Genomic DNA, 17,771 nt, shown 5'->3' with positions numbered 1-17,771 from the left:
GATTATTGTGAAAACTTCCAACATAGGGAAACCGGTGATTGTTACATCATTAAGACCGTATTTCTTAATGTGATATCCTCCCCATACAGTAGACAGGTGAAATAATGCAATCTGTTACTGTAAGGGGAGTTTTTTCATAATAATGACTAACAATTTCAAAACAGTCAAGCATCGATTGAAGACTATAGAAGAATCAGTAAATGTATCTGATTGAATAGATTGCTCGGCGGAGATAAGTATTCGTTAGCAAGCTAGCATTGACATTTATAAATGGAAACCCTACAGCATCAGCTATTGGTCCGCGTTTTGGAAATGTTAATTAATTACTCCTTTAATCCTTCTAACTCCAGCAGCAGAAGATTGTTCTTTTTTAATACTGAACTTTCCTAAGTTTGTTGTATCTTCTACATGAGGTCCTCCACATACTTCTCGACTCCAAACTTTCCCTTCGTTATCTTGTATTGTATACACCTTAACGATATTCGGATATTTATCCCAAAAATTCCCTTCAACATTACTTTCTTTCGCTTCCATTTTAAGCATCTCTGAAATATAGGTAACTGCTTTTGATGAAATCGCATCATTCACATACTTTTCCACCTCAGCTATTTGCTCTGGAGTAAGTTTTTCATCATGGTTGAAGTCAAACCGTAAACGTTCTGAAGTAATATTACTTCCTTGTTGATGAACATGATCACCTAAAACTTCCCTTAAACCAGCAAGTAATAAATGAGATACCGTGTGCAGCGCTGTTGTTTCTGTTGAATGTTCAGCTAATCCACCTTTAAATTTACCCGCAGAAGCAGTTCTGCTCTTTTCAGCATGTTTTTTTGCCGCCTCTATATAAGACGCCTTGTCCTCCATGCTATATCCGCTTTCAGTTAGAAACTCTTCCGTCAACTCCAAGGGAAACCCATATGTTTCGTAAAAATAAAAGGCATCTGCACCTGTAACTTTCCCCTTATTCTTAAGATGTTTTTGTATTTCAAATTCTCCTTGCTGTAAAGTTCTATAGAAAAGATTTTCTTCTTTATTTACTATTTCGATAACTTTCTTTTTATTTCCAATCAAATCTTCATAAGCTGTTGCTTCATCTATATAAACTTCAGACAACTTACCGACAAAATTTCCTTGTATACCTATTTTTTTACCTGCACGAATAGCCCTTCTTAATAACCTTCTGGTTATATACCCTGCATCACTATTAGCTGGCTGCGCACCATCATTAATTAGAAAAGTAGCCGCTCTCACATGATCAAGTATGATTCTAAACGACTTTAAATCGTCTGTATATTGTTTACCACTTAACTCCATCAATTTTTTCTTGGGATTAAGGAAGAAAGCCGTATTATAAATATCCTTGTCACCATTTAGGGCTGTTGCAACCCTTTCTAATCCGCCTCCATAATCAATATTGGGATTTTGCATCTTTACAAATCCTGTTTCTTCTTTTTTGTAACACATAAATACGTTGTTCCCAATTTCTAAAAACCTCTCGCTTTCAGAAGCAGGATGATCCAGTGAATCACCGCCTGGTTCAAGATCATAGAACATTTCACTATCAGGCCCACCCGGTTCACCAACAGGCATATCCAATGGACTTCCGGAACGACTCCACCAATTTTCTTTTTCATCGTATAAGAATATTTTTCCACCTCTAGATGTCCCATATTGATAAGGGTCATCTTCAATGATAGGTTCTATTCCAACTGATTTAAATTTTTCTGACCAGATTTGAATGGCTTCCGTATCTTTCTGTATATTCAAATCATCACTTCCTATAAAAGCACTAATATACAGCCTGCTGGGATCAATTCCTAATTCGATAATATGCCAATTCCAAATGGCATCGATTTGCTTTTTCTTATAATTATTTTCATTTGCTTTAAACTCCCATCGACCTATCATTTCAAAAAATGTCAGATGCGACGTATCTCCTACTTCATCAATATCCACTGTCCTTAAACACTTCTGAATATTAGCAATCTCATTACCTATCGGATGCTTTTCCCCCAATAAATATGGAACCATAGGTTGCATTCCACTTCCTGTAAACAACGTTGAGGGATCATTTTCTGGTAACAAGCTAGAAGAGGGCACTTGGCTAGCCCCTATTCCTTTCATAAAATCAATATATGATTTTCTTAACTCATCTGGTGTCATTTTCACTATGCTCAATACCTCCATTTCAATTATTATTTCTTCTCAGAAAATTATTTTGCAAATATTCAATCTAGAAGAAATAAAACAAAAAAGCCCTAAGCTGACATATTTCTTGTCAACTTAGGGCGAACTATGATGTCCGTGTTACCACCTAATTTCAGATTTCTCTGCACTCTATCAATACGGGATATCTCCGGTATTGTTTCCTGAATAACGGTGGAACTCCGTTGAAGCCTACTAAGATTCCTCTGTTCGGTTCACAGCTCCGAGACTGCTTCACTATTAGATCAATAAAGATTCGCACCAACCATCTTCTCTCTGTAAAATCCCTAATACCTACTATTTCTCATCATAGCTTTTCGTTTTAAGTTAAACCAATGCTATCACACTCAAATTGCTCCGTCAATTTAATTTTACTATATTTTATACGGTATAAGTTTGTCGATTCTACTATCAGCTTTGGCAATTCGGTTGCTTCGCATCCTCTGACTTTAGCCAAATTATAATTCTCCCCAGCCTCCATTCCACATTCCTGTTTACCTGTAAAATAATCAGGAGGATGTGCTTTGAAAAGCGCGTTGATGTTTGCTTCACTTTAAAACCCACGATTTATTGCCAATTTCACTTTGGAGTAACCAAGTATCGCGAACTACGACAAGAGGTTCGTAATTGTGGCATCTGGGATTATCCCAGCTAGTATATGGTAATAGCAGCTAAGTGATTTAAAGCCCAGGCTGCTTTTCATGTCGGTGAACTTACGTATTCACCATAGATTCAAATTCAGCATCTCCTGAAGCAACTCAATGTTGGTTTCTACTCTATTTTTCAGTTGTGACGAAACTGTGGCATCTGTTAAATAGGGTTGGCAAACAGGGGTAAGTTCAATAAAATAAAGTTAATAACACAATATATTGTGTTATAAAATTAACTATATAGGCATATGTAGTGTTTAGGTGAATGAGGGGTAAGTCGAAAATTTAAAGGAATTGTTGATAGAAAAAAACGGATACCAAAAATGATAATAAAGACAAACTATTTAAGAATCAACAGTCATCATTCTCTTGAAGGGATTGAATAGTCATATCGTATTAGTAAGGAAATTCGCCTTATTTTGTTTTTTTCTATAGTTTTGATGGTAGTATATGGGGTTATATTGCTGCAACCTTTCTGTCTCTCTATAGAAGATGGAGATTTGTTTGTTTTTTAAGTAGAAAATTATTTGAAGGCAGGGATTAATATTATGTTGGTAGATAATGAGAGAACAAAAGAGCTGTTAAAAACATTTGATGAGATTTCGAATACAACGTCTAGTGAACTATTGAATGAAAATGCAAATATGGATGGACGTTCTCCCATGGGGCAAATGAATAAATTTGGAACCGAATCGTCAAAATACTATGCGGTCACAAAACTATTGAGTGATTCAGTAAAAAATGCCATTAAAGATAACTTTATTCATATTCATGATATGGATTTTATGCCTATGGGAACGACCACCTGCTGTCAAATCCCACTCGCTAAGCTTCTAGCCAATGGGTTTAATACTGGTCATGGTTACATTCGTCCGCCTCATGGTATAAAAAGCGCTCTTGCATTAGCATCTATCATTTTACAAGCAAATCAAAATATGCAACATGGCGGACAAGCATTACCAATGTTCGATTTTGATTTAGCACCTTACGTAAGGCGAACATTTGAAAATCACCTTCAAAGGCTTAATGGATATCAAACTTTTTATAAGAAGGCAGAAAAAGAGCGGATTGCGTGGAAAGAAACAGAGGACGAGGTGTATCAGAGCTGTGAAGCGTTTATACATAACAGTAATTCAATGCATTCTCGTGGAGGTTCACAAGTTCCTTTTATATCCATTAATTATGGAACTGATACTTCGAAAGAAGGCAGAATGATTATTAAAAATATTCTTTTAGCTACTCAAAGCGGACTTGGGAAAGGAGAGACCCCCATTTTTCCCATTCAAATATTTAAAACTAAAAAAGGAGTAAATTTCGAAGAAGGTGATCCGAACTATGATATGTATCAATTAGCACTAAAAACAACAGCCATGCGCCTTTATCCTAATTTTAGCTTTATTGATGCCCCTTTTAATATTCAATATTATGATGGTACACCAAAGAGCGAGGTTTCTTATATGGGCTGTAGAACAAGAGTCATGTCAAATTTACATGGGGAAGAGAATAGTATCGAGAGAGGAAATCTGTCTTTTACTAGCATTAATCTTGTGAAAATTGCTCTTAAGAGCAACAATGAAAAACAATTCTTTGCCCTGCTTGAATCTTATTGTGATCTAGTCATTCAGCAACTATATGAACGTTATTTACATCAATGTACGAAAAAAGCTAAAGACTTTTCATTTTTATACTCTCAAGGAATTTGGAAGGGGAGCGAGGAATTACAAGGTAGGGATAGTTTGGAAACGGTCCTAAAGCAAGGTACACTGTCTATCGGCTTTATAGGCTTAGCTGAAGCATTGATGGCCTTAATGGGTTTTCACCATGGTGAAAGTGAGAAAGCGTGGACACTTGGGTATAAAATTGTACAGTTTCTACGAGAAAAAGCAGATCTTGCAACAGAAGAATATCAGCTTAATTTTTCGTTAATAGCGACACCCGCCGAAGGGTTATCTGGAAAATTCACAAAACATGATCAATTAGAATTCGGTGAAATAAAGGGTGTGACTAATCGACCTTTCTATACAAATTCATTCCATATTCCTGTTTATTACCCTATTAAAGCAATAGATAAAATTAGAAAAGAAGGTCCTTTTCATGAATTATGTAATGCTGGTCATATCACTTATATTGAGAGTGACGGTAATTTGGTTAATAATCTTTCAGCTATCGACCAGTTAGTAAAGGCGATGCATGCTAATCATATTGGCTACGGGTCAATTAATCATCCGGTGGATTATTGTAAGAATTGCAGCTACTCAGGAATTATCAATCAGGAATGTCCTGTCTGTCATACTACGGAGGAAGGAGATATTTCTAGGATTCGCAGAATTACAGGCTACTTGGTTGGGGACATGTCGAAGTGGAACTCTGCAAAAAAACAGGAAGAAAAGAATAGAGTGAGGCACCAATGAAAGTTATGAATATTTATCATGACTCTGTCGTAGACGGTGAAGGCTTAAGAACAGTCATCTTCTTTGCTGGTTGTCCACACCACTGCTTAGGTTGCCATAATCCTAAAAGTTGGGATATTCACAATGGAATTGAAATGTCCGTTAATGATATTTGTGCGGAGGTATTATTAAACCCGCTTTCTAATGTTACGTTATCTGGAGGCGAACCATTTCTCCAAGCTAGAGAAGTTAAGAAGCTTGCAAAAACATTAAAGGCAAAGAAGAAAAATATATGGATCTATTCAGGATACACATATGAGGAGCTTATTAGCAGTGAAAATACACATGTTTTGGAGTTACTAAGCCATTGTGATGTATTAGTTGATGGGCCTTTTTTATTGGAGGAAAGAGACATTTCACTTCGCTTTAGAGGAAGCAGTAATCAAAGGATCCTATCATTAAAAAAGCTACAATGAATATTCATAGTGATTTTTGTATACAATCTCTGTTATTTTTTTTCGAGTAAATGTCGTTGGAATTGACAATCGTTTTTTAATACTTTATTAAATAAGGCTACTTAATACTTCTTTAACTTTTCAAATGCTAAAATGAACATTGCAAATACAATTAGACAAAGAATATTTGAGCTATTAGTACTCGGGGCAGGTGACAGCATACCGAGTAAGAACGAAGTTTCAGAGATTTAAGTAACTTGTATAAGAGAAATAGGAATAATTCCTCAGAGTAGACCATATATAATACCTGTATAAATGATTGATAGGACGTAAAGAGAAGGAAGTTTATAGAAAAGGGAATATATATAAATACAATACTATGAGGAGGATGGAATGTTGGCTTCCAACAGGAAAACAGCTACTACATTTGGAATATTATTAATCTTTGGATTAGTATCTGGCATTCTATCATCAGTTCCAGCTTTAGAACGACCGGAATATCTTGGAACATTAGCTTTAATTAAAAACCAAGTATTGATGGCTGTATTTTTTCAATTTATGATGGCGACTGTATATGTGTGTATCGCGGTTATAGTATATCCAATCATTAAGAAATATAATGCTAAATTGGCCCTTGGGTATTTCGGGTTTAGAATTATTGGAGCAGCCTTTCTTTTTGTTGGAATCGTTTCACTGTTATTACTTTTATTCATAAGTGAACGTTTTGTTATCGAAGGCCAACCGAGTCCATCCTATTACGAAACAATAGGAGAATTGCTTAGAGCGTATAGAGATGGGTTGAATCATATCGGAATGATACTTCCTTGGAGTTTAGGTGGTTTAATCTTATACTATTGCTCTTTTCGGATAAAATTATTTCCTCACTGGCTTTCAGTATGGGGGATAATTGGCTGTACGTTTACTCTTATAGCTACGTTTTTATTGATGTTTGATGTAATTGAAATAATAACACCCCTTTATTTTATCATGAATGCACCAACAGCAATATTTGAGTTAGTTCTGGCTATTTATCTGTTGATTAAAGGCTTCAATCCGTTAGTAGAAGATTAACATTATAAATAAAAGAAAACTTGTTACAATCGCTTCCCATATAGAAAAACACACCCTAATGCTAGATAGGGTGTGTTTTTTGTTTCTTTAATAAAGTCAAAATAATTCTTTCTGTTTTGGCAACAAACGATTGCCTAGTTTGGAAGGAAAACAATGCCCCACCATAATTTCAGAAGGATAATAAGCTAAATGATTCACTTCATCTAACAAGGTGAAGTGAGATTCAAGATAATCTTCATCAGATGCATGTTTAAAACTACTATGCGATAAGAAGAATGCTTGTGATGAAAGGTTATTGATTAATTTTGAGTAAACACGAAGGATATACATCCCTATTGACTTGCTTCTCAAAGGGGGAAAACAACCACCAAGGCTTATAAAAGTCTATAGCTGTGAAATATCAATAAAACGACTATTTTTCATTTTTTTGACTTGCTGAATGAAGAATAATATTGATAGTACAAAGGTAATGACATAAAAAATAAATGGCTTTGTTTCAAAATAAGATATGGCTCCCTCATTCATCATATATATAAAGGTGAAAGCAGTCCAACTAATGACGAGTGATGGGACGGCAATGGGACCTTTTACTTTTTGTGTCACCCACAATCCAATTGATGCTACTAATGAAAATGGGATGATCCAGTATAGTAACATTTTCGAAACAATTAGCTGCCCTTCTCCAAATAGACTTAACAAAGTAATAAGGATAATGTTTAATATGAAATTATAGACCCCAATAACAACCATTTTCGCTAGCATTTGTTGTTGAGCAGTGTATTTAAAGGTTAATTCCAATTCGAGCACGTTTTCGTCTCTACCTTTAAAGATTTGAAGCAATCCTATTAAAAATGGGACTGGTGAGAGTAACATGATTGTAAAGTATGGGTTGCTATTATTCGTTATAGCTAGAAGTAATCCAATGACAAAAAAGACTAAATTTGCCGACCAAAAGGATTTTTCAATATGGAATAGCTCAGATGCTGATAATTTGATGAGTCTAGATAGCTGATTTATACTTGTGTTTTCCTGCTGTTGAGGTACGTATTGTCTTAGTTCTTCAATCGTATGGAACATTTCTTCATCACTTGGAAATTCTACTGAAAAATCTTGTAATAATGGGAAGTTCTCAAGCTCTTCATCCACTTTATATATATCTTGTTTATCCCTCAAACGAAATACTCCCTTCTAGCGTCTTTTTTAGTTTGGCTAACCCTTGTTTCAGTCGTGATTTTACGGTTGAAGCATTTGTATTTGTGACCTTAGCGATCTCACTTATTTTTAAATCATGATAATATTTTAAGATGATGGCTTCACTTTGGTAATCTGGTAGTTCGTAAATAAGCTCTTTCATTTGTTGTCGTTTTTCATTTTTTTCAAACGTAGCATATACATCTTCCTTTCTATTAACATTCAATCGTTCTTCATACTCATCTGTTTGAGTGAACTGCTGATAAGCCTTTGATCGAAAATAGTCTCGACAATGGTTAACAGCTATCGTTAGTAGCCATGTAGGAAAGGTAGCTTTAAATGAAAACGAAGGAAGAGCTTTCATCATTTTAATAAATACCTCTTGTGTTAAGTCGTAAGCAGTATGTTTATCTCCAACCCTTCGATAGACAAATGCGTACACGGTTTTATAATGTCTTTCGACTAGAACCTCCATAGAGGCTTGATCCCCAGATTGTATTTCTTTAATTAGTTCCTCATCCGTCCGCAATATATTCACCTCAGTTAGTTTAACGAAATATTTTTAAAAAAAGTTTTACGAAACAACATATTTTAAAAAATCTTCAATTTAAACTTGTATGTTATAAGTTTCCAATTATTAAATAAAAACTAAAACTATACTTTGTTACCCCATTCACTTGTATTGTTCGTATTTCTTTGAAATTAAACACTTTATTTGAAATAAATCTGAATGAACCATAAAAAAGATAATGCGCTGGTATCGGCAATTCCTACAAATGTATTTTTCTTGAGGATAACTATGAAATAAGAATAACTTGCATTCTGGAGTTGGAAATTTCTAAATCAAGTAAATGGAATATAAAGAGGATCCCTTAGGAACTTTATGTATTTTAATGGTGAGAGGGAAGTATTGTAGTTATAAAACAGTAGATTACAAAGCAGACGATTAATCTATTTTATAGAAGGACTAATTTGTCCTTCTGAATAAAGGTCATCGTATATAAAGGGACGCTAGAGTCGCATACTAGAAAAACCAAAATTATGTTATTAATAATAGTAATAATTGTTAATTGATAATTTTTTATTGATTAACGATAAATATGAGAGTATATTATAAGAAAATATATGAAAAGAGGTTTTTCTATGAACAAAAGAAGCATTCCATATATATTAAATTTCACGCTAGTTATGGGGATATTGATAACACTTATGCTTCTATTAGGAACACCGTTAATCCTTACTGCTTTTTTTAAAAGTCAGTATCAATTATTAGATCAAAATTTAGTATGGATCGTTACAATTTGTATCTATTTATGTGCTGCCCCTTATGTTTTATCATTATTTAAACTAAGAAAAATAGCTGGTTTAGTCGTAAAAAGAAAGCCTTTCTCTAATGAAAATGTAAAGGCACTAAAAGTAATCGCAGTAAGTTCTTTTAGCGAAATAGTCATTTTTATAGGGTGTGTAAGTTACTTAAAGCTTTCCGTTAATTTTTTCAAAGATGTTCTGTTGGCAGGACCACTACTAATTGTTATTTTCATTTGTGTGACGATAGGACTGTTATGCTTGGTTTTAGCTCAATTATTAGAAGTAGCTATAAATATAAAGGAAGAAAACGACAAAACCATATAGTAAAGGAAGAGTGAAGATGCCGATTGTTGTGAATCTTGACGTCGTAATGGCAAAGAGAAAGATGAGTTCTACAGAGCTCTCAGAAAGACTCGGCATTACGATGGCCAACCTATCTATTCTAAAAAATAATAAGGCAAAAGCGGTTCGATTTTCTACTTTAGAATCTTTATGTGAAATATTAAATTGCCAGCCTGGAGATATACTTGCGTATGAAGAAAAATAATTACTATGTTTAAATGAGTGAGAATCACCGTATTCGACTGTAATAATAAAATAATGGGGAGTCTCTTACAGATTACTAGTAGATTGTAAGTGACTTTTCTCCAGAGTGAGGAACAGCTTTTTTATCTTTGAAAAGAGGTTCTTTAGGTTAAAAGGGAAGGGATATTGATTACCAATGGATGTTATATTTTACATGCCATATTTAAACATAGGTAAACAACTAATTTTGAGAAAAAATCACGTATTTTTTCCGAATATTGTTATAATAAAATAAGCTAAAGGATCTTCTACTATTTTTTAAGGCTTTAAAAAAAGATAAGGACATTGGAACAAATGAATCGAGTAATAATAGATGGTAGGTGTAGTGATGGAAATCGTTTATGAAACAGAGCGCTTATATTTAGGTGTATTTGATGAATCACATGCAGAAGCAATGAAAACGTTTTGGGGAAACGAAGACGTCATGAAATTTTGTGATGGAGCAACGAAACATGAAAAATTCCCTCAAATAATAAAGATATATAGAGAGATACATCAGACAAATGACTTATCTGTTTATGCTGTTCAAGAGAAAGCGTCTAGCATGATTATTGGGGCCGCAGGTTTTAATATCACAAAATCAATGGAAAAAATTGAGTTAATTTTTCATTTTAGTCAATCGACGTGGGGAAAAGGGTTTGCTACAGAAGCTGTCATTGCTTGCTTAAACATGGCAAGAAAAGATGGTCGTGTTTCGGTTATTACAGCATCTGCAGATCCACGAAATCTAGCATCACTAAACATATTAGAGAAAGTTGGCTTTCAATATAAAGGGACAAAATGGTTTGATGAAATACAGCAAGAGGAACCCTACTATGAATATCATTTATTGTAATCCAATAAACCAACCTGGGAGAAGGCAAGGTCCAGTCTGGATGAGATTAAAAAATCCATTGGATTTGCGTTTGGTTGGATAAAAACGAATAGCGACGTCGAAATATGATAGTCGTTTTTTTCACCAATTATAGCGTGAACAATGAATTCTTTTTAAAGGATTACACTTGTTAAATAGCTTAGGTAGTCTAGGTGATTGAAGTTATAAATAGAAAATTTCTAATTATAAATGAGCAGGGTTCTCTAGACGATTAGAAAATGGTATGTAAGATTTATAAAGACATGACTAATTAAATTTGATTGGTGAATTGATAATTGATGACTCATTAGAAAGGTAGGGTTGTATCAAATAGATACAACCCTATTTTTATTGCCTATTCAAATACTTTCACTACTGCAACTTCAAAATCTAGTAGATCATTATTATTTTGATCAAGTAATGCTACATTAAATAAATACTCTCCTGTTTTTTTAAACGTTCCGATGATGTTAGCACAAGTGTTTAAAATAGCAGGTTCAAAAATATGAACACCCACTTCGTTAAAATCAATTGATGTTCCATCAGCAAATACAAAATCTATATCTTCAACTTGGTCACGGTTTCCTAAAGCTACTAATACTTTTGTTTCTCTATCTAGATCAACAGTTGAAAAAACGCAAACTTGAATAAACTCTTGCACGTCTACTTCTGCGTTAATTGGTTCCTTCAAACGAACACAAAAAGACAATATGAATTCACCTCCTTTGCGGGAATTAATATAATGTATGTTTTTATTTTCATTTAGCTTGGACAGAAAACCTATATTATAGTTTTTATTAAAATTGCAAGAGTTAGATTATAGAGTAATAGGGAAACAAACATAATGTAGGTGTTAAAACCAATACATCATTTGAACACCTAAAAAGGGTATATCTATTTTTAATTTAGATATGGGGAATTCGTACTGCTTCACAAAACTATTTGAGCGAGGAATAAAAATCTATCGATGGAGTATAGAATAGAGTTTCACTTGGCTAGGCATACTAGTTTATATAAAATAAAATGTTTAGAAGGTGATTTCAATCGCTCAGTTGGTCTTATGGCTCATGCTGATTCTCCCATGGTTAACATTGTTTTTCTTGAATCAACGATCAATAAAACGCTTTATGCCTGTAGCGATTTTTGCGTCGCTTCTTGTTACGATGGTCTTTGAAATGGGTTATGTATTTAATTGGTGGGTTGTAGATGAAGTTATTGTGCCATGGGGACATATTACGAGTTTTCCGTTAACCTATGGTGTATTTATTCCAGGAACGATTTGGATTTTTCGGTTTACGTTTGATAAATCTTTTTTTGTTTATATACTCACAAATGCGATTACGGATGCAGCTTATGCCTTTATCGGACTCAAAATATTAATTTCTTTTGGTATTTATGAATTAAAAGGAATGGGGCATTTCGGTATTTTTATCATCATGATGATTTTAGCGTTAATTATTTACGTTTACCAAAAATGGCAAGATAAAATAATGAATGGAACGAATAAAGAATCATAACATTACTGATAATCTTTTGTATTAGAAGGTGAAAAACAACTCATCGATTGAAGTTAAGAATGTAGAAGTTTATGAAGAAGTGGACAAGAGAGAGGGTTAATGGTTGGTAACATAGAACTGCTCTTGATGTTTAATCTCAAGAAATTTATTGAAAACGACCAATAGGGGAAACTGCCCTTAGAACTGTACATTATTGAACATCGTCAAACCCAAAGGATACTTCATCGCAATCTCTTACCTCAATGTTCACTGTACTCATTAATATAATTATTTTATTGTAAAGAGGCTATCTAGGTCATCTTCCTCATATTATGAATCTAAACAGAGAGCTAACTAGATTACTAGGCGAACATTTATTTGAAAGTACATAATAGGGAAAAGGAGATGAATGAAATGAATATTGCCGCCCTTTACGATATTCATGGAAACTTGCCTGCCTTAAATGCCGTCTTAGGTGAGATCGAAAAAAGTGAGGTTGATTTAATTGTAATTGGGGGAGATATTGTCTCAGGACCGATGCCGCAGCAAGTGCTGGAACGTCTATTTCAGCTAAAACACCGGATTCTTTATCTTCGAGGAAATGGAGATCGGGAAGTTGTGACAGCCTACGACGGTCATCCCCTTACTGAGGAATTATCAGAAAAAGCAGTCGAGCTGACAAATTGGGTTGCAGCACAGATTTCAAAAAAAGAGAGAGATTTTTTAGCCAACTTACCTGAACAACAAATTCTTCAAATTCCTAAGGTAGGAGAGGTACTGTTTTGCCATGCAACTCCTCGTAGCGACGAAGAAATTTTCACTCCAATTACCTCACATAATCGGCTTATTCCTATGTTCGAAGGGATTAATCAACAAATTATTGTATGTGGTCATACTCATCTACAATTTGAGCGGAGGGTTGGATCAAGAAAAATCATAAATGCTGGTAGTGTTGGCATGCCCTTTGCTCACTCTTCAGGTGCATACTGGCTTCATTTACATTCAGAAGGGTACAAATTTAGACGTACTGAATTTGATGGGGAAGAAGCCGCTCGCCTAATAAAAGCAGCAGGTAGTCCTCAGTGTGAGGAGTTTACGAAAAACAATGTGTTGAAGGTTCCGGCTGTAAATGACGCCATTGGTTTCTTAGAAGAACTGACAAAGAAAAGATAATGGGATTTGTATAGTAGAGGAACATGATTTTGATTAACAGTCGGTTTATGAAGGAGTATGTATAGGGTAAGAAGGGCGATTCAATTTGAGCTGACACATATCTTTGTACTAAAAAAGATATTATGATCCTTCGTTCCGTATCCTCTCCTAAAAATGCGATAATGAACTCTATCGGTCTACTTTAAAGTAGGCTTTGTTTTGTTTTTTAAGAATAATCTCTCCTATTTAAATAGGCAAATCCCTCTATCGCTAAACGGGTTTATTTTATGGCGCCCACTACTAATATCTATAAAAGCCCGTTTATTGGTTGCCTAGAACGAAATATTGATACTTTTCATATTTTATAGAGAAAGATGCTTTTATAAGGAGGGGAGAAAAATGGGGAAATCTTCTGAAACAAAAGCATGTTGTCCATGTACTGGAGCAGGTATTGCGTTAGGGCTTGGTTCATTAGGTATCGCTCTTGTCATTGCAGTCGCATTAGTAGCACTTGCATTTGGAGGAGGAGCAGCAACAACAGCGGCTATTATTGTTTTAATCATTAGTGCAATCTTTGCTATTGCCGCTCTGGTTTTAGTGACACTATTAGTGTTAGCCTGTTTGTCGAGTCTTCAAGGGAAGAAAAGTTAGTTTTAAAGCGATAAAAGCTCGAGTTAGTTATATAAGAGAGTCGATGATGGCTCTTTTATATAATTAATTCTTACTTTATATTTTATGTCGTAGGGAGTTGGCATAGTGAGGTGTTTTTTTAATTGAACCTCTGACGTTTTATCATTTAGGAAGTCCTCTTCTAGGAGCTAAATACATAATAAATGAAAGGAAGCTTCAGAAGAAGTTTCCTTTCAAAGGTGAACAAGAGGGTGACAGTCATCTACCTTTTGTGTAGATCGATAGTAATTTATCAATATAGTCAATTTGAAGCTCATATTGAAGATAAATGTTCTCAAATGTAAGTCTTGTGATTTCATCTATTTCAGTATGCGCTTTTTTCGCTTGTTCACCTGCTCTTTGTCGTTCAAGCTGCTTATTTAAACCATCTTTTTGTTTCCGTAATGTTTCAATGATTTCGTCAGGTGACAGTTCATTCAAAAATCCAATGGCGGTATACAGTTTACTAGGCAATAATACAGAGGAATCCGTTAAGGTTTGTTTTGCTAATGTGATAAATTCTTCTTCCCCTTTATCGACAATTTTATATATTGCTTTTGAACGGTTCCCTGTTTGTTCAATTGAGTCAATCTCAATGAGCCCTTCCTTTTCCATCTTTTTTAGTGCGTGGTAAATGGAGCCTGGAAGAATTCCCGCCCATAAGTCTGTTTGACTCATTTCTAAAATTTGTTGAATTTCATATCCTGACATAGGTTTCATTTTAAGTAAACCTAAAACCATTAATCTAGCCATTTACATTCACCTCAACATAAAATATTCAATGTTGAGTATAATTGTATCATAATTTTCAAACAAGGGAAATATTATGCAGAAGTCTTTCGTAAGCGAATGTTGATACGTTGCTTTTCATCCCATTTAAAAGTAAAAACAGATAGGAGTACAGTTGCAAGAAAATAAACAGACACGATGAACATCCCACTGTACAAGTTATCGTAGCTCCTATCCAAGATGCCGTTAAATCCCTTTACATAGTATTCAAATGGCAAGTACTTCCCAATTAAGAGGAGCCAATCAGGTGCATTTGGAAGGCGATAAAAAGCTTCACTCATAAAGATCATGGGGATTTGAATTAGATTGGCATAAATATTTATTTGTCCTTCGTTACTCGCTAAGTTCGCCAAAAGGAAACCGATACTAGTAAAGCATAGGATGCCGAGAATAATGAATGAAGATGTAGTTGTTACACTAATGAAGGTAATGTCGATATTGAAATATATGATCCCAAACACCCATATGATGGAGGTGATGATAAAACCTAGTATTGTTCGGGCTGCCACCATAATGAAAACGAATGAAATAACAGGCATTGGTGTTAATTTTAGTAGTTTATAAACGCCTTTATTTCGCTGAGAATGAATTTGAAAAGCAATTCCTTGCATCCCCCAGAAGATTGTACTGACAGCTGTTACACCTGTAAGAATCTTGATGTCAGTAGAAGCACCGTCGAAAAATATACTTAATAAAAGCATAAGGATAATAGGAAATACTAATGCATAAAATACACTTATTTTATCTCTTAACGAGTGTATAATCATTGATTTAAAGATGATGTTCATCTTTTTTCCTCCTCCATTAGCTTTAAATATAATTTTTCTAGGTGGTCTACATTAAATCGTTTATAAAGCTCTTTCGGTGCACCTTCAGCCAAAATCACTCCCTTTTGAATTATGACAATTCTTGTTGCGAGCTTCTCAACTTCATCCATATCATGAGAAGTAAACACGATTGTTTTCTTTTTTTCATGGAGGTTGCGAATAATATCATGAATTTCTTTACGAGATGTTGGATCCAATGCAGCTGTCGGTTCGTCAAGAAAAATAATGGTAGGGTCATGGGTAAGGGCTGCGGCAATGGAAAGTCTTTTTTGTTGACCACCAGAAAGGGAGGAGGCTTCTGTATTTCTGACATTTAAAAGTCGGCAAGATTGTAGTAAATCTTCATATTCTTGAATAGATTGAGGTTTTTTATAAAAAGACGAGAAAAGCTGTAAGTTTTCAAATGCTGTTAATCCAGGAAAGAACGGAGTAGATTGGAGCTGAACTCCTATAGAAGAATGAAATGACTCTGTCCAATAACGGATTGATCCTACATCGGGTTTTCTGAGACCTACAATCATTTCTAACATAGTAGATTTGCCCGCACCATTCGGGCCGATGACTCCGAGTACTTCACCTTCACGAATCATCAGGCTAATGCCACTTACTACCTCATGCTCTCCGTAGCGTTTTGCCAATTGTTCGGCTACAATTAATTCCATCATAAATCCTCCTTATTGTTTAGTCATCGTTATATAGTCAACGTTGAGTAAATAACGATAACTAAATAATACTACGAATGGATTTAATTGTAAACACTACGATTACAATATTTGAGAAGAAAGACTCTCCATTTATTCCTCTTGTCCTTGTTTTATCATGAACATGATAAATCCAAAGACACTTACGTCCGTATGAAATCTTTTTACAATGTTGCTCATTTAACGTAAGAATAACAGGAAAATAATGAATGATGAGAAGAAAGATGTTGATTATAGAAAGGTTTTGTAAGCGAATGGAAGACATGACTATAGGTATGGTGAAAATACTGGATAGGGAATAAGCATTTTATGGGGAGTAGTGATGCTTAAATGAATGTCAAACCTTATCTTATATTGCTATTATATCAGATAGTTCGTGAAAATATAAGACTACTATATTTTCTTAAATAACCATATTATTTACATAGATAGAAAATCATGAGGGGTTACTCTCTCATAACAAAGTAGAGGAGAGATACGTATGGAATTTCCAGTATTACAAACAGAGAGACTCAAATTAGTTCAATTAAGTGAAAAGCATATACAAGCTTATTATGAAATTATGTCAAATGACGAAGTGACAAAATACTATGGAATGGATAGCTTACAAACTATTGAGGATGCAGAAAAAATCGTGAATTCGATGCATTCAGTATTTGAGATGCGTCGAGGCATAAGGTGGGGGATTATCTTAAAGGATACAAAAGAATTTATAGGTACATTAGGGCTAAACAATCTTCAGGTAGGGAGTAAAAAAGCAGAAATCGGTTATGAATTACATCCATCTCATTGGAAGAAAGGAATTACTTCTGAGGCTGTGAAAGAGGTCTTGCGATATTCATTTGAAGAATTAGATTTATTTAGAATCGGTGCCGTAACGTATCCTCAAAACACTAGCTCTACCCAATTATTAAGTCGACTAGGCTTTACGAAAGAAGGCTTACTTAGAGGATATCTCTATCAAAATAATTCGTCACATGATGCATACATATTTTCATTGTTACAGACAGAATGGAAAAATTGATTCTGACTGCGGTGCCCCAAGCATAGTTCTACTATAAACGGGAGTAGGAGAAGGATAGGTTAAATATATAGAAAGGAGTAAATATATGAAATGGCCTAAACCTAAGTTTATAGATAGTCCGTATTATGTAAGTGCTCCTGGCGGCGGCTGGGGTTACCTTAAGCCTGGGGCACCTGCAGAAATACAAAAAGAGTTTAAAGAGTATACCGAATACGACGAACACGAAGGCATAGAAGAAGTTAAAAAATTAACGGAAGACGATATTATATAAGTGGCTGTCTTGTGCAATACTTTCCGTTTCTTTTTCACTGAAATTCTCCGACAATGAACGCAAGATAATCCACAACTAAAACGATTTGCACGAATACTTTTCAGCAATTTTTTTATCTTGACTCATTGCAATAA

General features: G+C 34.6%; 20 protein-coding genes and 1 other annotated feature. Of the genes, 11 read left to right on the top strand and 9 right to left on the bottom strand.

The window, feature by feature from the left end:
- Nucleotides 1-315: 315 nt before the first annotated feature.
- The gene (locus WAK64_RS12880) at nucleotides 316-2,169 is read right to left on the bottom strand and encodes an alanine--tRNA ligase (protein ID WP_336587526.1); all 1,854 of its coding nucleotides are present in this window, start codon (nucleotides 2,167-2,169) and stop codon (nucleotides 316-318) included.
- A gap of 112 nt (nucleotides 2,170-2,281) precedes the next feature.
- Nucleotides 2,282-2,525, bottom strand: a binding site (T-box leader).
- 2 nt (nucleotides 2,526-2,527) lie between these two features.
- Nucleotides 2,528-2,662 carry a hypothetical protein gene (locus WAK64_RS12875; RefSeq protein ID WP_336587393.1) on the bottom strand — a complete coding sequence of 45 codons (135 nt, stop codon included), beginning with the start codon at nucleotides 2,660-2,662 and terminating at the stop codon, nucleotides 2,528-2,530.
- Between the two features lie 741 nt (nucleotides 2,663-3,403).
- On the opposite strand from WAK64_RS12875, the gene WAK64_RS12870 reads away from it, so the two are divergent.
- From WAK64_RS12870 to WAK64_RS12860, 3 genes are all read left to right on the top strand, one after another.
- Nucleotides 3,404-5,266 (top strand): anaerobic ribonucleoside triphosphate reductase, encoded by a 1,863-nt coding sequence (locus tag WAK64_RS12870; protein ID WP_336587392.1) that lies wholly within the window; start codon nucleotides 3,404-3,406, stop codon nucleotides 5,264-5,266.
- Nucleotides 5,263-5,721, top strand: coding sequence for an anaerobic ribonucleoside-triphosphate reductase activating protein (gene nrdG / locus WAK64_RS12865; protein ID WP_336587391.1), 459 nt, complete (start codon nucleotides 5,263-5,265; stop codon nucleotides 5,719-5,721). Before WAK64_RS12870 ends, nrdG begins: the two co-directional genes overlap by 4 nt.
- A 372-nt stretch (nucleotides 5,722-6,093) precedes the next feature.
- Entirely contained in the window at nucleotides 6,094-6,771 is a 678-nt protein-coding gene (locus WAK64_RS12860; protein WP_336587390.1) for a DUF4386 domain-containing protein, read from the top strand.
- A 96-nt stretch (nucleotides 6,772-6,867) separates the two neighbouring features.
- On the opposite strand, the gene WAK64_RS12855 is transcribed toward WAK64_RS12860, so the two are convergent.
- The 3 genes from WAK64_RS12855 to WAK64_RS12845 are packed head-to-tail and all read right to left on the bottom strand — an operon-like array spanning nucleotide 6,868 to nucleotide 8,491.
- Nucleotides 6,868-7,122, bottom strand: coding sequence for a hypothetical protein (locus tag WAK64_RS12855; RefSeq protein ID WP_336587389.1), 255 nt, complete (start codon nucleotides 7,120-7,122; stop codon nucleotides 6,868-6,870).
- Between the two features lie 33 nt (nucleotides 7,123-7,155).
- Nucleotides 7,156-7,944, bottom strand: a complete 789-nt coding sequence (locus WAK64_RS12850; protein WP_336587388.1) for a hypothetical protein — start codon at nucleotides 7,942-7,944, stop codon at nucleotides 7,156-7,158.
- A complete protein-coding gene (locus WAK64_RS12845) occupies nucleotides 7,934-8,491 on the bottom strand; it encodes an RNA polymerase sigma factor (protein ID WP_336587387.1) in 558 nt (185 codons plus the stop codon). Before WAK64_RS12845 ends, WAK64_RS12850 begins: the two co-directional genes overlap by 11 nt.
- A 614-nt stretch (nucleotides 8,492-9,105) precedes the next feature.
- On the opposite strand from WAK64_RS12845, the gene WAK64_RS12840 reads away from it, so the two are divergent.
- The 3 genes from WAK64_RS12840 to WAK64_RS12830 all read left to right on the top strand — a co-directional run bounded on the left by WAK64_RS12840 (nucleotide 9,106) and on the right by WAK64_RS12830 (nucleotide 10,690).
- Nucleotides 9,106-9,594 carry a DUF2975 domain-containing protein gene (locus tag WAK64_RS12840; protein ID WP_336587386.1) on the top strand — a complete coding sequence of 163 codons (489 nt, stop codon included), beginning with the start codon at nucleotides 9,106-9,108 and terminating at the stop codon, nucleotides 9,592-9,594.
- A 16-nt stretch (nucleotides 9,595-9,610) separates the two neighbouring features.
- Entirely contained in the window at nucleotides 9,611-9,817 is a 207-nt protein-coding gene (locus WAK64_RS12835) for a helix-turn-helix domain-containing protein (RefSeq protein WP_336587385.1), read from the top strand.
- A 366-nt stretch (nucleotides 9,818-10,183) separates the two neighbouring features.
- A complete protein-coding gene (locus WAK64_RS12830; RefSeq protein WP_336587384.1) occupies nucleotides 10,184-10,690 on the top strand; it encodes a GNAT family N-acetyltransferase in 507 nt (168 codons plus the stop codon).
- A gap of 373 nt (nucleotides 10,691-11,063) precedes the next feature.
- Here WAK64_RS12830 and WAK64_RS12825 read toward each other — a convergent pair whose 3' ends face one another.
- Nucleotides 11,064-11,417 (bottom strand): hypothetical protein, encoded by a 354-nt coding sequence (locus tag WAK64_RS12825; protein WP_336587383.1) that lies wholly within the window; start codon nucleotides 11,415-11,417, stop codon nucleotides 11,064-11,066.
- 343 nt (nucleotides 11,418-11,760) lie between these two features.
- Between WAK64_RS12825 and WAK64_RS12820 the strand changes: the two genes are divergently transcribed.
- From WAK64_RS12820 to WAK64_RS12810, 3 genes are all read left to right on the top strand, one after another.
- Nucleotides 11,761-12,225 (top strand): hypothetical protein, encoded by a 465-nt coding sequence (locus tag WAK64_RS12820; RefSeq protein WP_336587382.1) that lies wholly within the window; start codon nucleotides 11,761-11,763, stop codon nucleotides 12,223-12,225.
- A 393-nt stretch (nucleotides 12,226-12,618) separates the two neighbouring features.
- The gene (locus WAK64_RS12815; protein ID WP_336587381.1) at nucleotides 12,619-13,377 is read left to right on the top strand and encodes a metallophosphoesterase family protein; all 759 of its coding nucleotides are present in this window, start codon (nucleotides 12,619-12,621) and stop codon (nucleotides 13,375-13,377) included.
- Between the two features lie 378 nt (nucleotides 13,378-13,755).
- Nucleotides 13,756-14,007 carry a hypothetical protein gene (locus WAK64_RS12810; RefSeq protein WP_336587380.1) on the top strand — a complete coding sequence of 84 codons (252 nt, stop codon included), beginning with the start codon at nucleotides 13,756-13,758 and terminating at the stop codon, nucleotides 14,005-14,007.
- A gap of 237 nt (nucleotides 14,008-14,244) precedes the next feature.
- Here the strand turns inward: WAK64_RS12810 and WAK64_RS12805 are convergent, their stop codons facing one another.
- From WAK64_RS12805 to WAK64_RS12795, 3 genes are all read right to left on the bottom strand, one after another.
- Nucleotides 14,245-14,778 carry a PadR family transcriptional regulator gene (locus WAK64_RS12805; RefSeq protein WP_336587379.1) on the bottom strand — a complete coding sequence of 178 codons (534 nt, stop codon included), beginning with the start codon at nucleotides 14,776-14,778 and terminating at the stop codon, nucleotides 14,245-14,247.
- A 71-nt stretch (nucleotides 14,779-14,849) separates the two neighbouring features.
- Entirely contained in the window at nucleotides 14,850-15,602 is a 753-nt protein-coding gene (locus tag WAK64_RS12800; RefSeq protein WP_336587378.1) for an ABC transporter permease, read from the bottom strand.
- Nucleotides 15,599-16,306, bottom strand: a complete 708-nt coding sequence (locus WAK64_RS12795; RefSeq protein ID WP_336587377.1) for an ABC transporter ATP-binding protein — start codon at nucleotides 16,304-16,306, stop codon at nucleotides 15,599-15,601. The genes WAK64_RS12800 and WAK64_RS12795 overlap by 4 nt, the downstream gene beginning before the upstream one ends.
- Before the next feature lie 517 nt (nucleotides 16,307-16,823).
- Here WAK64_RS12795 and WAK64_RS12790 point away from each other — a divergent pair.
- Complete coding sequence (locus tag WAK64_RS12790) at nucleotides 16,824-17,366, top strand: GNAT family N-acetyltransferase (RefSeq protein ID WP_336587376.1); 543 nt, start codon at nucleotides 16,824-16,826, stop codon at nucleotides 17,364-17,366.
- A gap of 85 nt (nucleotides 17,367-17,451) precedes the next feature.
- Nucleotides 17,452-17,637, top strand: coding sequence for a hypothetical protein (locus WAK64_RS12785; protein WP_336587534.1), 186 nt, complete (start codon nucleotides 17,452-17,454; stop codon nucleotides 17,635-17,637).
- Nucleotides 17,638-17,771: the final 134 nt, after the last annotated feature.

Source organism: Bacillus spongiae (assembly GCF_037120725.1).
Taxonomy (GTDB): Bacteria; Bacillota; Bacilli; order Bacillales; family Bacillaceae_K; genus Bacillus_CI; species Bacillus_CI spongiae.
This window is presented reverse-complemented; position numbering and strand designations above follow the sequence as displayed.

Bases quoted from the DNA above. Each gene is read 5' to 3' on its own strand.
- WAK64_RS12870 (WP_336587392.1), top strand. From the start codon at position 3,404: ATGTTGGTAGATAATGAGAGAACAAAAGAGCTGTTAAAAACATTTGAT.
- nrdG (WP_336587391.1), top strand. From the start codon at position 5,263: ATGAAAGTTATGAATATTTATCATGACTCTGTCGTAGACGGTGAAGGC.
- WAK64_RS12860 (WP_336587390.1), top strand. From the start codon at position 6,094: ATGTTGGCTTCCAACAGGAAAACAGCTACTACATTTGGAATATTATTA.
- WAK64_RS12840 (WP_336587386.1), top strand. From the start codon at position 9,106: ATGAACAAAAGAAGCATTCCATATATATTAAATTTCACGCTAGTTATG.
- WAK64_RS12835 (WP_336587385.1), top strand. From the start codon at position 9,611: ATGCCGATTGTTGTGAATCTTGACGTCGTAATGGCAAAGAGAAAGATG.
- WAK64_RS12830 (WP_336587384.1), top strand. From the start codon at position 10,184: ATGGAAATCGTTTATGAAACAGAGCGCTTATATTTAGGTGTATTTGAT.
- WAK64_RS12815 (WP_336587381.1), top strand. From the start codon at position 12,619: ATGAATATTGCCGCCCTTTACGATATTCATGGAAACTTGCCTGCCTTA.
- WAK64_RS12810 (WP_336587380.1), top strand. From the start codon at position 13,756: ATGGGGAAATCTTCTGAAACAAAAGCATGTTGTCCATGTACTGGAGCA.
- WAK64_RS12805 (WP_336587379.1), bottom strand. From the start codon at position 14,778: ATGGCTAGATTAATGGTTTTAGGTTTACTTAAAATGAAACCTATGTCA.
- WAK64_RS12800 (WP_336587378.1), bottom strand. From the start codon at position 15,602: ATGAACATCATCTTTAAATCAATGATTATACACTCGTTAAGAGATAAA.
- WAK64_RS12795 (WP_336587377.1), bottom strand. From the start codon at position 16,306: ATGATGGAATTAATTGTAGCCGAACAATTGGCAAAACGCTACGGAGAG.
- WAK64_RS12790 (WP_336587376.1), top strand. From the start codon at position 16,824: ATGGAATTTCCAGTATTACAAACAGAGAGACTCAAATTAGTTCAATTA.
- WAK64_RS12785 (WP_336587534.1), top strand. From the start codon at position 17,452: ATGAAATGGCCTAAACCTAAGTTTATAGATAGTCCGTATTATGTAAGT.